The sequence below is a fragment of the Bacillus sp. MRMR6 genome (genome assembly GCF_001940785.1).
Lineage (GTDB): Bacteria > Bacillota > Bacilli > Bacillales > Cytobacillaceae > Neobacillus.
Genome location: NZ_MSLS01000003.1, coordinates 236105 through 249756, shown reverse-complemented (window position 1 = coordinate 249756; position 13652 = coordinate 236105). Strand labels below are relative to the sequence as shown.

The window sequence follows — 13652 nt, the reverse complement described above, 5'->3', positions numbered from 1 at the left end:
AAATAGGCATTATAATAAAGAATGATTTTTTAAAAAAAGTGAGGTTTAAAGATGATCTGGGAAAATAAAATTGCTACTACACTACAATGGGCACGTGAAATCTCGAATAAGGAACAAAAAGAAAAGGTTGCTAGAAAGGTTGCAGAAAGAGTTAAAGATGGAGATGTAATTGGCATTGGATCAGGGTCAACGTCGTTCTTAGCGCTTCAAGAAATTAGTAGGAAAGTGAAGGAAGAAGGACTTAATATCTTGGCTATCCCTACTTCTTATGAAGTATCACTAAGCTGTTCGATCCTAGGGCTGCCTACGACTACCTTATTAAATGCCAGACCGGATTGGTCCTTTGATGGTGCAGATGAAGTTGACCCACAAAAGAGCTTAATTAAGGGCAGAGGTGGAGCGATGTTTGCAGAGAAGCTAGTTATGAAAAGCTCACCTGAGAACTATATTCTAGTCGATCCTTCCAAATTTGTAACCTTCCTAGGTGAAAAGTTTGCAGCCCCGATTGAAGTGGACCCTAGAGCAGTAAATCTAGTGGAGGAAGAGCTGCTAAAATTAGATGCTACTGAAATTAACTTAAGATTAGCTGTATCTAAGGACGGGCCAGTTATTACAGAAGCGGGCAATTTAATATTAGACGTACGCTTTAAAGAAATAACTACATTATTTGAACAAGAGATCAAGAAGATCCCTGGAGTCATTGAGTCCGGTCTTTTTATTAACTATCCAGTAGAAATCTTAACTACATAATTGAAAAGGGGCTATACTTCTTTATGAGGTATAGCTCCTTTTTCGGGAGAAATGCTACAAATTCTTCACCTAAAAGTACTTGAAGCGTTCATGAAGCCCGAAAAGTGATGAGATTCAACAAACCGGTCCTCATGAAGCGTTTAAGATGACCGAAAAGCGATGAGATTCAACAAACCGGTCTTATGAAGCGTTCATGTAGTGCGTAACCGATGAAAGCCATCAAACCGGCACTCATGAAGCCCTCATAGCTCCATTCCATCAAACAAAGCCTAGTTTTAGAACTGACTCATCCCTATATGATAGCCCTTCTTCGTTAACGCATGGTGAAGCTGTTCTACATGTTCGTGATTTTTAGTCTCAACTGAAATTTCTAATTGAGCATAGCCGGGGTAAATGTCTTTACCCATTCGATGGAGGTTAACCGTTTGGACGTTGGCATCAAGGTCCGTAATAGAACATAGAACTCTTTGAAGCTCGCCAGGTTTATCCTTCAAAGTGATGAGCAGGGTGGCATATCTTCCAGATTCAACAAGACCACGCTCAATGATCCTAGAGATAAAATTCATATCGACGTTTCCGCCACTCAGCACCGCAACGACTTTTTTCTCTTTTAAGCTTACTTTTTCGTAAAGTAAGGAAGATAATGAGCAGGCACCTGAGCCTTCTACTAATAGCTTATTTCTTTCTAAAAGCATAAGCATGGTTCTAGCGATTTCCATTTCATCGACGCAATATATATCATCAACGTATTTCTGTACGAGCTCGAAATTTTTTAATCCTGGCTTTTTCACGGCAATACCATCTGCCATTGTCGGAGAAGAGGCAATCATGACGGGTTTCTCTTCGGTTAATGATTGTTTCATACTAGGACAGGCTGCTGCTTGTACACCGTATACGGAAATTCGAGGATTCTTCTCCTTTATCGCCATGGCCAAACCAGCAATCAGTCCGCCACCACCCACTGGACAGACGATAGCCTCAACGTCTGGTAGCTGGTCAAGAATTTCTAATCCGACTGTTCCTTGTCCAGCAATGACCCAATCATCATCAAAGGCATGAATAAAGGTGGCCCCTGCCTGCTCCTTCAGATCCAAGGCAAATGCTAGTGCTTCATCAAATACATTTCCTTCTAAAATGACCTCTGCACCATATTGTTTTGTTGCCAGCACTTTACTAAGTGGCGCTCCCTTAGGCATAACGATCGTACAGGGAATGCCGAGCATTTGGCTTGAATAAGCTACCCCTTGTGCGTGATTGCCGGCAGAAGCTGCGACAACCCCTTTTTGAAGATCTTCTTCTGATAGATTGATAAGTTTGTTATAGGACCCCCTTACCTTAAAAGAGCCAGTCTTTTGCAGGTTTTCGAGCTTTAAAAATACTTCGTTTTTTGAAAGCTGACTAAAGGTTTTGGAGTAATCAAGGGGTGTGGTGTGGACAATTCCCTTCATCTTTTCACGTGCAATGATAATATCATCTAAGTTCATGATAGCCTCCTAAATACACTTACATTAATTTTAGGATGTACGGCTGAGAATAAACTATGTCTGTTTTTAAAAATAGCCAAATAAAAGAGACCGCCCCGCATGGAGACAGCCCGTCTTGTTACCATTCTTTAGGTTCGTAATTCAGTTCCCTAAATAACTGATTCTTTTCTTTTTTAGATAAATCGCGCCATTGTCCTGGCGGAAGATTGCCAAGGTGAATGTTCATAATCCGGATTCGCTGCAATCGATAGACATCGTATCCTAATGCTTCGCACATGCGGCGAATTTGTCGGTTTAAGCCTTGTGTCAGGATAATTTTAAACTCAAATTTAGATAGTTGAAAAACCTCACAAGGGAGAGTTTTCGTTCCTAAAATCTTAACCCCCGTAGCCATATTCTTTAAGAATTCTGGTGTGATCGGCTTATCTACTGTTACGATATACTCCTTTTCATGCCGATTCTCAGCACGCAATATTTCATTTACAATATCGCCATCATTCGTTAGCAGGATCAGACCTTCGGAGTCCTTATCTAATCGTCCAATATTAAAAATTCTTAAAGGGTGATTAACCAAATCAATAATATTCCCTTTAACATTTTTTTCAGTTGTACTGGTAATTCCGACAGGCTTATTTAAGGCAATATAAACATAATTTCTTGCCATTCGAATTTGACTTCCACTAACGCGGACATCATCTCCGGGCTCAACTTGGTCGCCAATTTTTGCAATTCTGCCATTTATGGTAACTCGTCCTTCGCTAATGAGTTTATCCGCTCCACGTCTAGAAGCTTTTCCAGCCTCACTGATAAATTTATTAATTCGCATGCTATACACACCCTTAAAAGGTTAATTGTCTTTATAAGAATACTGAACTGCTATCTTATTTTCAAGGACTAGCCATAATTGCTGGTCTAGAAAATAAATAAGACATGTAATAAATCGGGTTTATCCATATACTAATCCGTATAAGCCTGTGTGGAAAAACAAAAGGAATGTCTGTTCACAATTTATCCATTTACTTTTTGAAAACGTTTTGATACTATGTACAAGTGGTCGGACGACTAAGGACTGACCACATATGTAAGCATTTACAACGGTATCACAAACTACTACAACATATGAGGTGTACACGATGAATTTTTTATGGGGAATATTTGGTGTCATCATTATTTTGGGAATCGCTCTCCTATTATCAAGTAATAAGAAAGCGATTAACTATAGAACGATTCTTGGCGGTTTAGCGATCCAACTCACATTTGCCTTCATTGTATTGAAGTGGGAAGCAGGCCGTGCTGGATTAAATTGGTTTACAATGAGAATCCAGGATATTATTGGCTACGCTAATGAAGGGATTTCCTTCTTATTTGGCCCGGCAGCAGATACGCAAAACTTTGGATTTGTCTTTGCTTTTCAAGTGTTAACAGTTATTATTTTCTTCTCATCATTAATTTCAGTGTTATATTATTTAGGCATTATGCAATGGTTTATCAAAATCATTGGCGGAGGTCTTTCAAAATTATTAGGAACAAGCCAGACAGAGTCAATGTCAGCGGCTGCGAATATTTTCGTTGGTCAAACAGAAGCCCCGCTTGTCATTCGTCCGTTCTTGCCGAAAATGACCAACTCTGAATTATTTGCTGTTATGACCGGTGGACTCGCCTCGGTTGCGGGCTCAGTGCTGGTTGGATATGCACTGTTAGGAGTGCCGTTAGAATACCTGCTTGCTGCAAGTTTTATGGCTGCACCTGCTGGTTTGATTATGGCGAAGATGATGATTCCAGAGACTGAAAAGTCGATGGTAACCGATTTTGAAATTGGTAAGGATAAAGAATCAGCTAATGTTATTGATGCAGCGGCAAGAGGTGCTGGTGATGGGTTAATGCTAGCCCTAAATGTTGGAGCGATGTTATTAGCGTTTATTGCTTTAATCGCATTAATCAATGGTATTCTAGGTGGTCTAGGTGGAATATTTGGATTTGAAGCTCTATCTCTAGAAGGAATTTTAGGAATCTTATTCTCACCAATCGCCTTTGCTGTTGGTGTACCATGGTCAGAAGCGGTACAGGCTGGTAGCTTTATCGGTCAAAAGCTAGTTTTAAATGAGTTTGTAGCATATTCAGCTTTTGCTCCAGAAATTCCAAATCTATCTGAAAAAACCGTAGCTGTAATAAGCTTTGCACTTTGTGGTTTTGCAAACTTAAGCTCGATGGCAATCCTTCTAGGTGGATTAGGAAGCCTTGCTCCAAACCGTCGTCCAGACATTGCGAGATTAGGCCTTCGTGCTGTTGCAGCAGGTATGCTGGCTTCCCTACTGAGTGCAGCGATTGCAGGAATGTTTATTTAATAACGTATAAAAAAACACAATGAAGCTTTATTCATTGTGTTTTTTTGTACCTGCTTTGACAAAGAAATATCATTTGACTGTTTGTTATCCTCAAGTATAGTAAAGGGAGGGAGGAGAGTCTTAGATAAAAGAATTTCCCTTACCCGCAGTTATCGAATATAATGCGGATTTCCGATCTCTTACACAGAATGAGTACAGTGCTGCTGCTAAAAGCTATGCAAGGCTTGCGAAAATATTGGGATATCCTTCAGGTAACATAAGGGTAGCAGTCAAAAGTCTGCTTCAGCAAATTAATCAATTAGCAAAAGAACTACATATGCCGGTAAATCTAAGAGCATGCGGGGTTAGTAAAGAACAATTCACTATTGTAAAACAGCATATAAGTGAAGCAGCATTGAATGATGCATGTACAAAAACAAATCCTCGGACGCCAACAGCAAATGAAATCGAAAGTATCGTCGAAAAGCTCCTCTAATACAAAAAACCTACCTCAGCAGGTAGGTTTTTGCATTATTTTAATAGCTTTTTAATAACTAGATTCGTTAGATTCGGTACAATCTCGAGAGAATAGGTCATTTCCATTCGCTCTAGCTTTTTATGGGCATCCAATCCATAAGGGCCAATATTGATGACAGGGACATTGATATCACGGATGTCCTGATAGTCAACATAATGTTTCGTGCCCCAGCCAGGGTTATTTTTTGAGACAGCACTAATCCCCTCTTCATCATCGCTTAAAGCAACAAAACTCATGTCAGAGATATAGGGGAAGAAGTTTCTGGTCACAATTGGATGTGGATATTCAGGCTGGATTTCAACAACTGCTTCATCTAATGCGTGAATTAAGTCAAGTTCAGCTGCTGTTTTTCCTGATAATTCAATTCTAGGCGAATATAGCGAAGAATAGAACACGATGATCGCTGGACTTTTATCCTTCATCCATTTCCAAGCTTCCTCTACTACTCTAGCAGAAAACATCCGAGTGTCTAACTCTGTATTTTGTAACAGCACTTCTTTAAACGATTTCATATGTGCAACGAACAAATCACCGTTTTCCTTCACTAGCATTTGTTCCATTTCTTCATAGGTAAACACACGAGGTTTCCAAGGCAGCTGCATATATGGTTCCCCGCTTAATAGACTATAGTGCTTGTATCTTTCATTAAATGTAGTGAGAGCATTTGTAAAAGCAATAGCAGCCTGATCCTTTAATTTATCCAGGACTTCCTTTGGGGACCAAGAATGGATAAAGAAATTATAATAAACATATGCAGCTAAAGCAGTCTGAACGGTATAGGACGGCTTTAAATCCGTTTGCTTTAGGGAAACAGGCGGTACGGTCGTTTCACCGAAGGCTTCGTTACATAATTCAGGGTTATAATTGATTTGTCTCGTTAATTCAGCGGCGATAAAGTTGGGATCTAGTCCCTCAAAGGCTGATCCTACATGTGTTTCTGCCCCCGTAATAAAGAAAGATGGCAAGAGCTTTCCGACAGTTCCTTTGTAAATATAGCGATTCATGTCCCCTTCATAACGCGGTGATACAAAATCTGAATTAATCGCTGCAGCATACTCAAAGCCATGTTCTTCCTTCCAGCGCTTTAGCGTTTTCAGGGCAGATAATATACCATGTGAACTGTCTTCTTCATCACATTCTGACAAAAAGACAATATTTCCAACTAATTTCTCAGGATGATTTGAATAGTAGTTTAATAGATATAGATGACTAGCGACGCCGCTTTTCATATCAAGAATGCCACGGCTAAATAACCAGTCTCCAGAATCTAAATGCTCCTTTGCTGAAGCTGGCAGGCTCTCCTTTTTTAACGCGTCCATTAATTCGTCTGGAGAACATGCTTTATCCTTTAATTGTGTATAATCCTCTATACCGACCGTATCCATGTGACCCATCAAAATCACCGTTCGATTACTTGTTCCCTTTGTACCTTTTACAAAAGCAAGAACATTGTAGCGCTCTATGGTATCCTGAATCGTCTGTTCAACGGTTACATAGTCAGGATTGTCTTTAAAATAGGGCATAAGTGAAATCATCGTATATAAAGAATGGGCAATTACTTTTTCGCCAGGTGTATTAACAACACTTTCAATGTTAACGAGTTGTTTCGTTAAGGCCAGCACTTCCTCACGGCATTGTAACATCAAACGTCCTCTTTTCTGAAAATAGTAGTTTACCAAAAGTATATCAAGACCCGATAACACGTCAAGGGTGAACATGTTCTAGGAGCAGTTTGCTAAAAAAACATTTCTAAATAAAAAAATAGCCTCGTCTTCTTAGAGTGACGAGGCTATTTTTATAAATCAATAAGAAATTTAAAGTTAGGATGCTGGTAAATTAACTCAAAATCAGGATTATCGATACAATTTGAATAGACATCTTCTGGTGAAAACCACAAATGGTCGTTTTTAAATTCATAGCCGGCTCCATAGTAATAACTCAACCATATTAGTTTTGTGCAATAAATATAGGTCCATTCATCTGTCAAGGGGGTGGAAATTGTGAAGTGAAAGGCTGGTTTATTAATTCCATTCTTTTTATTTTCCTCATATACCTTCAGGTAGTGCAAGGCATATTTGGTAGCATTTTGACCCATTTCTTCAGAAACCGGCCGAAAATGGGCATGTTTAGGGTGATCTGTGGTGAAGCTTTTTATTGGAATGATTCGAACAATTGGATCAAATGGAATGGATTCAATCGCGTGTTTATCATCAATGGCCATTGCTCCATGGCCCATATAACCAAATGGAAGTCCATTGACATTATCGCAGGCAATGAGGAGATCCCCTGCTTTGTACTCCGTTTCACGAACTGGCAACGCTTTAACATAATGGATTTCGTTAATTGGATACAACTGCCCATTCATAAAAAATTCAGCTTGAATCCTAACAGTCTTTGGCTGATAGCCCCTTGTATTTAAGACGATGGTGTCACTGAGTGCCAGTGAACCAAGAAAATAGTGGTCAAACATAACAGAAAGTTTATTCACTGAAAGTCTTTTATTCTTGAGGGTAATGGTGATCGTATTATCCTGTAAAAACACCTTAAAATAATGAACCACTTAGATCGCTCCTTTAATAAGCTTCAAAGGGATAGAGTTCCTTATTATAAAGGTATGTAGTGTTAATGTTATGTGAAGCAAGTCCACATATAAATGGACATGAATGGAATATTACCTTAATCATTTTTGTTGTTTGCAAAAATGTATACATGTAAACAATTTGTATTCTTAGTGTTTACAAATGCGTATACATGTTTACAAACCTGTATGCATCCCGCTGTGGTGCGTGTAAACAAGGTTGTTGGAGTTGTATACAGAAATGTTTACAACAATTACAAGTTGTTTACAACTTTACGATTTCATTTCTTTTCCAGTTTTGCATTGAAGAATCTAGGAATCTTCTATACCCTTATAGTAGAGAACTAGTTACATAACCTCATAATTTACTATCTAATAATAGAAGAGAATGAAAGGATGATTGATGATGACTAATACTAGAATTGCAGCTGTTGATGTTGGAAATGATTCCATTAAGGCGATATTTGGAGAAGTAGATTATGAACTTAACATTCCAAATATAGTAGCAAGAGATACGGAAGATCGCCCTGTGATTGGCATTGAGGAATTGGATAGTAAGAATCCGCTTGATGGAATTCATATTAAAGTCCACTCCCCTGCTTTAAAAGAAAACAACTCTATTTATCGAGTGGGCAATCTAGCAACAAAAGCAAACAATGCAACTGAATTAGATCCAGGCAGCAGCAAGTCTGAGGAAGATCAAACTCTCATTATGCTGTTTACAACTTTAGCATTGGATGCAGTCAGAGAAGAAAATGCAAAAATCTTTCCAAGAACGAAAAATGTAATTGATGCCAACTATACACTTGGAACAGGTCTTCCCCTACGTGAGGTTAAGGAAGGCAAAGATGCAGGCTATCGTTCCAAATTAGTAGGCTCTGTCCATCAGGTCGAATTTTTGATCACGCCAAAATATCAAGGAATAAAAGTGAACTTGAAGTTTGAAGAGGTTAAGGTCTATCCAGAGGGATTTGCAGCGTATATCAACCTTGTAATGGATAACGATCTCAAAATCATCAATAAGGATTTAATTGATCGGCGTATTCTTATTCAAGACATTGGCGGATTATCTACTGATATCGCAGTCATTAAGAATCGCAATGTTGATGATGATAAGGCACAAGGCTTTAACCTGGGTGTGTCAGAATCGCTGGAAATGATTCGCGAGGAAATCCGAAAAAAGCATGGTGTTGAACTCGATAGCCGCCGTGATGTTGTTGAAATTATTACAAAGAAAAATGACCGCAATCATATCATGGTAAAGGGAAGCCGGACAAGCGTTCATGATATTACTGACCGAATTCTGCTTGAGCTAGCTAAAAAGCAGTACCGCTTATTGCGCAATGTTTGGGCAAAGAACTCACAAACAGAAATCTGCTATTTTGTCGGCGGCGGAGCAACGGTTTTAAAGGATTATCTTAAGGCGCTAAATAACAGCCTGGACGGCTTTAATATTGACTTTTTTGAGGATGAAAAAGAAAGCATTTGGATGATGGCAAATGCTTACTATAAGCTCATCAAAGATTATTCTAGAAAAGCAGAAAAGCAAAAGCCAGATCAACAGAAGAAACCTGTCACTAACTAATAGGGTGAGCGTATGAAAAAAACTCCCACTAGCAGTATCGAGCGGGGGCAAGCCATCTCCTTTCGGGTCCCCTCTGATACACCCGACCATATTGTTAAACATTTGCAAAAGCTGAAGGAAACAGAACGCAGAAATTTTTCCAGTAAAATAGCTGAGTTTGTCATCCAGGGAGTCAGCCAAACACATGCAAAAGAACGGGAGTCCATCACGATTCCTCTCCCGAAAACATTAACAAAAGCTCAAAAGGCCTGGCTGAAGCATGAGCATTCTGAGGCGCTGTTAGGTACCATTCTGTATCAATTAATTGCCGATCCCGTACGGGCGACCTCACTGCTTGCTCATCTAAATAGCAACCGACTTGACCTTGATGAGGCCTTGTATTTGCAGGAAGAAGTATTTCCCGAGGAAGCATTTGTTCCGTCCTTTGAAGAGTCACGGGTACAGGATATGGTTGCAGAAGTTGCTTCAGCTGCTGATTCGAACAGCTTTGAAGATGATTTGGATTCGTTTGATTGGGAACTGGCAAGGGACAAGGCATCAAACCTGAATGAAGAAATGAAGGATGAAGAGCCTGATGCAGATGACCTGCTTGGCGGGTTTCTTGCGAATATGAATAAGTAAGTGAAGAGCCCTGTCATGTGGAAGACAGGGCTCTGCTTGTTTTTTTTTAAGGAAAATCAATTCTCACAGCCTCGTCTGCCAGCTTCATTAACAGAAGCTGCTGTTTTAGAGCGTTCTTCAGTTCAGGTTGGTCGAAAATTAATCCTTTCGATTGCACATCACGCAGGAAGGCCAGCTTTATTGGATATGAAGCTCGGTCGAAAAATCGGCGAACATCAGCGGTGTTAAGATCTTTTTGCGGCTTTAACGGGTAACGGACTTCACCTAAAAATGCTTCGTGTGCGATTGACCTTACTGCCACCCCAATGCCATCTTCGGTAGCCAGCAGCGTCTCGTTGAGTCTTTCTAGTTTGACTTGTTGTAGGTAATGATAGAGATTTTCAATGGGCTCTAGACTAAATTCATTTTGTAGAATTTCACGAACACGCTTTTGATTCTCGTCGTCGTTCTTGGTTGAGAATAGATCAGAGTCCTGTTTAAATTGAGCTTCACTTGTTGTGATATCTAGAATATCAAGGGCATTGGGTGTAAAACATAAGATTCTTAGAAAATCCTGCAGGTTCCTCGCGACAATTTTAACCGGTTCATCAAAGTCCATCGGAGATACCCTTACAATATAAGCATCCTCTAAGTCCCCCACTCCCCCGAAATCAGTAAGAAACCCATAATGAATGCCATCCACCCCAGGGCGGGCAAACGAAATAAGGTCAAGAGGTGTATTTAGGTATCTTGAATCAAGGTCAGCTAGTTCAAAATAAAAACCTAAAAGGTCGCCGTGCGGTAACACGCCCTGTTGCTCAAGTTGATTTTGAAGCGAGATAATCCTAATTAGTTTGGGTGGAATTCTGTACTTTCCATAATTTAAATTAGCCATTTAAGATTCTCCTATATGAAAAATATGTTTATGATGATTTTAAACAAGACGACAAATCTTGACGAGGATTATTTTAGATTTAGCTGTGTTAATGGATACTGTTTATTTTAGAACCTGTTGATTTTCGCTGCAGGCGCTTGACTCCAGCGGGATGTACGAGCTGAGTGAGACCCTGCAGGTGCGAAGCTGTAATAGGCTCACGGGCGAGCCCGCGGAGAGCATAGCGCCTGCAGCGTAAATCAACAGCCTAGTTTAACGCAGCCTTAGATTTAATGAAGTTTTAATATGAACGTTTTGTTTAGTGATGGTAAAATAGGGGAAAATGGAAGATTATGCTCTAGGTTTGAAAGGATGAATTCAAATGTCAGTAATAAAAAAACTCCAGTTTAAAGATCAAGGTCAACCCGTTTTAATTATGAATCCACCTAAGTCTTACGAAGAAGTGATGACTACTTTTGAAGGTGAAGTACATAAAGAAGCTGTTCTTGACGAATATGAATTTGTTCAGATTTTTGGGGCAAGTAATGAGGAGCTGCAGACACTGGCAAAAAGTGTGGCAGTTAATGTGAAGGAGGATGGTTTATTTTGGCTCTGTTATCCGAAGAAGTCCTCTAAAGCCTATAAGGGCTCTGATTGCAGCCGCGACACAGTAACGGGAATGTTAGTAGAGGAAAATTATGAACCAGTGCGGCAGATTGCCATTGATGAAGATTGGTCTGCATTACGGTTTCGGAAGCCGGAAAAGATCAAGAAAATGACACGGGGCTTTGCCGTAACAGAAGAAGGAAAGCAGCGGACACAACAATAGGAACCTCTCGGGGGTTCTTTTTTAATGACGCAATAAAAGAGAAATTGAAGGAAGATTCGTTCAATAAAAGAACGAGAGAAATTTTTGATAGTGAGAATATGAGATCGCTGGACGGTGAAAAGGAAGAGTTGGCAGATAGAAAGTGGATTTTGGCAGATAGACCTACTAAAAAGGCTGATGAAAGTGAGGTTGCCCTCTTTATAAGCAAAGAACGACCTCGAAATTTACAAAAAAAGTAAATTCAGTGACCTGAGCCAGGCTGAAGTCTTGCTTTTTCGAGCTCTATTGGGTGAAAAGGAAGAGTTGGCAGATAGAAAGTGAATTTTGGCAGATAGAACTGGAAAAATGGCAGATAGACCTACTAAAAGTGGCAGATAAGATTATTCATTGCCGAAAGTGTGCTTGTTTGAAAACTCTCTTGATGTTCTATGATATAATTTTAGTGTTTGAAATCATGGAATTTCGGGAGTGACCCTTGTTGAATAAAACATATAGTTTATTTTTTGCCCTTTTGCTGATTTTATCAGGATGTGCAAGTGGAGCAGATCATAATGCAAGCAAGGAAAAGAAAAAGGATGAGCTTATTCTAGCAATTGGCTCGGAGCCGGAGACGGGCTTTGACCCTACACTTGGGTGGGGCCAGTATGGATCACCACTATTTCAGAGTACCTTGTTAAAGCGTGATAACAAACTAGAGATTACCTATGACTTGGCAAGTGATTATGATATTAGTGATGATGGTTTGATATGGACAGTGAACATCCGGGATGATGTAACATTTTCGGACGGGACAAAGTTGACCGCAGAGGATGTTCAATTTACCTTTGATACGGCTAAAGAGAGTGGATCGATACTAGACTTAACCGTTCTCGAACAGATTGAGGCTGCGGATGAGACAACTGTTAAATTCCACTTGAAACAAGCAAATTCAACCTTTATTCACTTCCTTATTACATTGGGGATTGTCCCTAAGCATGCATATGGTGATAGATATGCCGAAAATCCAATTGGGTCTGGTCCATATATGCTCGTTCAGTGGGATAAAGGTCAGCAGGTAATTGTAGAAGCCAACCCTTATTATTACGATAAAAAGCCATATTTCAAGCGAGTCACCTTTCTGTTTTTAAATGAGGATGCAGCCTTTGCAGCCGCAAAAGCGGGTGAAGTCGACGTTGCGGCTATTCCGTCAGCTTTTAGCAAAAAAGAAGTCAATAGGATGCGCCTTGAAGACATTCAGAGTGTAGACAATCGCGGCATTATGTTTCCATATAAAGAGTCTGGTGAGAAAACAGAGGTAGGTCTTCCGATTGGAAATGACGTTACCGCCGACATCGCGATTCGTAAAGCTATTAATGTGGCGATTAATCGTCAATCCCTAGTAGATGGAATCTTAGAGGGGTATGGTACTCCTGGATATTCGGCTGCAGATGGCCTGCCTTGGTGGAATGAAGAGACGACTTTTGAAGACGGTGATATGGAGGCGGCTAAAAAGATCTTAGCACTTGCCGGCTGGCGAGACGAGAATAAAGATGGGATTCTTGAAAAAGGCAGGTTGACAGCAGAATTTCCCCTGCTTTATCCGGCAAATGATGTGACGAGGCAGTCGCTCGCCATAACCGTTGCTGATATGTTGAAGCCTCTCGGAATCAATATAACCGTTGAGGGCAAAAGCTGGGATGAAATTGAGAAATTAATGCATTCAAATGCAGTCATGATGGGTTGGGGAAGTCACGATCCTATTGAAATCTATAACCTTTATCATGGGAAAATGGCTGGTATTGAGTATTACAATTCAGGCTTCTACTCGAACAGCGTCGTCAATGAATATCTTGATTTGGCATTACATGCAAAAACAGAGCAGGAAGCGATTGATTATTGGAAAAAAGCCCAATGGGATGGAGTAACTGGATTAAGTGCTCTGGGTGACTCGCCTTGGGCATGGCTTGTAAATATTGATCATCTTTATTTGGTTGCAGAGAAATTGGATATTGGTGAACAGGGTATACAGCCGCATGGCCATGGCTGGCCAATTACAGACAATCTGATCAATTGGAAATGGGATGAGAACTAAAATGAACGGGGAAAACGTA

The 13652-nt window shown here is 40.1% G+C and carries 12 protein-coding genes; 7 read left to right on the top strand and 5 right to left on the bottom strand.

Annotated elements, in window-relative coordinates; translation table 11 throughout:
- Positions 1-51 precede the first annotated feature (51 nt).
- Positions 52-750, top strand: coding sequence for a ribose 5-phosphate isomerase A (gene rpiA / locus BTR25_RS05465; RefSeq protein ID WP_075686917.1), 699 nt, complete (start codon positions 52-54; stop codon positions 748-750).
- Between the two features lie 275 nt (positions 751-1025).
- On the opposite strand, the gene ilvA is transcribed toward rpiA, so the two are convergent.
- On the bottom strand, positions 1026-2234 hold the full coding sequence (ilvA, locus tag BTR25_RS05460; RefSeq protein WP_483295234.1) for a threonine ammonia-lyase: 1209 nt from the start codon (positions 2232-2234) through the stop codon (positions 1026-1028).
- 118 nt (positions 2235-2352) lie between these two features.
- Positions 2353-3060: a 23S rRNA pseudouridine(2604) synthase RluF gene (gene rluF, locus BTR25_RS05455; RefSeq protein ID WP_075686913.1), complete on the bottom strand. Its 708-nt coding sequence runs from the start codon at positions 3058-3060 to the stop codon at positions 2353-2355.
- A 307-nt stretch (positions 3061-3367) separates the two neighbouring features.
- On the opposite strand from rluF, the gene BTR25_RS05450 reads away from it, so the two are divergent.
- Together BTR25_RS05450 and BTR25_RS05445 are read left to right on the top strand one after the other, a co-directional pair.
- Positions 3368-4579, top strand: a complete 1212-nt coding sequence (locus tag BTR25_RS05450; RefSeq protein WP_075686911.1) for a NupC/NupG family nucleoside CNT transporter — start codon at positions 3368-3370, stop codon at positions 4577-4579.
- A 124-nt stretch (positions 4580-4703) separates the two neighbouring features.
- The gene (locus BTR25_RS05445; protein WP_083652245.1) at positions 4704-5054 is read left to right on the top strand and encodes a dehydroquinate synthase/iron-containing alcohol dehydrogenase family protein; all 351 of its coding nucleotides are present in this window, start codon (positions 4704-4706) and stop codon (positions 5052-5054) included.
- A 35-nt stretch (positions 5055-5089) separates the two neighbouring features.
- Here the strand turns inward: BTR25_RS05445 and BTR25_RS05440 are convergent, their stop codons facing one another.
- Entirely contained in the window at positions 5090-6739 is a 1650-nt protein-coding gene (locus BTR25_RS05440; RefSeq protein WP_075686907.1) for a M20/M25/M40 family metallo-hydrolase, read from the bottom strand.
- A 152-nt stretch (positions 6740-6891) separates the two neighbouring features.
- On the bottom strand, positions 6892-7656 hold the full coding sequence (locus tag BTR25_RS05435) for a C40 family peptidase (RefSeq protein WP_083652244.1): 765 nt from the start codon (positions 7654-7656) through the stop codon (positions 6892-6894).
- Between the two features lie 424 nt (positions 7657-8080).
- Here BTR25_RS05435 and BTR25_RS05430 point away from each other — a divergent pair, with 424 nt between their 5' ends.
- Positions 8081-9259: a ParM/StbA family protein gene (locus BTR25_RS05430; protein ID WP_075686906.1), complete on the top strand. Its 1179-nt coding sequence runs from the start codon at positions 8081-8083 to the stop codon at positions 9257-9259.
- A 12-nt stretch (positions 9260-9271) separates the two neighbouring features.
- Entirely contained in the window at positions 9272-9880 is a 609-nt protein-coding gene (locus BTR25_RS05425; RefSeq protein WP_075686904.1) for a hypothetical protein, read from the top strand.
- A 46-nt stretch (positions 9881-9926) separates the two neighbouring features.
- On the opposite strand, the gene BTR25_RS05420 is transcribed toward BTR25_RS05425, so the two are convergent.
- On the bottom strand, positions 9927-10754 hold the full coding sequence (locus tag BTR25_RS05420; protein WP_075686902.1) for a hypothetical protein: 828 nt from the start codon (positions 10752-10754) through the stop codon (positions 9927-9929).
- Positions 10755-11115: 361 nt separating this feature from the next.
- Between BTR25_RS05420 and BTR25_RS05415 the strand changes: the two genes are divergently transcribed.
- A complete protein-coding gene (locus tag BTR25_RS05415) occupies positions 11116-11562 on the top strand; it encodes a DUF3052 domain-containing protein (protein WP_075686900.1) in 447 nt (148 codons plus the stop codon).
- Between the two features lie 475 nt (positions 11563-12037).
- Positions 12038-13633: an ABC transporter substrate-binding protein gene (locus BTR25_RS05405; RefSeq protein ID WP_075686896.1), complete on the top strand. Its 1596-nt coding sequence runs from the start codon at positions 12038-12040 to the stop codon at positions 13631-13633.
- Positions 13634-13652 lie beyond the last annotated feature (19 nt).

Coding starts and splice junctions, on each gene's coding strand:
- rpiA (WP_075686917.1), top strand. CDS start 52: ATGATCTGGGAAAATAAAATTGCTACTACACTACAATGGGCACGTGAA.
- ilvA (WP_483295234.1), bottom strand. CDS start 2,234: ATGAACTTAGATGATATTATCATTGCACGTGAAAAGATGAAGGGAATT.
- rluF (WP_075686913.1), bottom strand. CDS start 3,060: ATGCGAATTAATAAATTTATCAGTGAGGCTGGAAAAGCTTCTAGACGT.
- BTR25_RS05450 (WP_075686911.1), top strand. CDS start 3,368: ATGAATTTTTTATGGGGAATATTTGGTGTCATCATTATTTTGGGAATC.
- BTR25_RS05440 (WP_075686907.1), bottom strand. CDS start 6,739: ATGTTACAATGCCGTGAGGAAGTGCTGGCCTTAACGAAACAACTCGTT.
- BTR25_RS05430 (WP_075686906.1), top strand. CDS start 8,081: ATGACTAATACTAGAATTGCAGCTGTTGATGTTGGAAATGATTCCATT.
- BTR25_RS05425 (WP_075686904.1), top strand. CDS start 9,272: ATGAAAAAAACTCCCACTAGCAGTATCGAGCGGGGGCAAGCCATCTCC.
- BTR25_RS05420 (WP_075686902.1), bottom strand. CDS start 10,754: ATGGCTAATTTAAATTATGGAAAGTACAGAATTCCACCCAAACTAATT.
- BTR25_RS05415 (WP_075686900.1), top strand. CDS start 11,116: ATGTCAGTAATAAAAAAACTCCAGTTTAAAGATCAAGGTCAACCCGTT.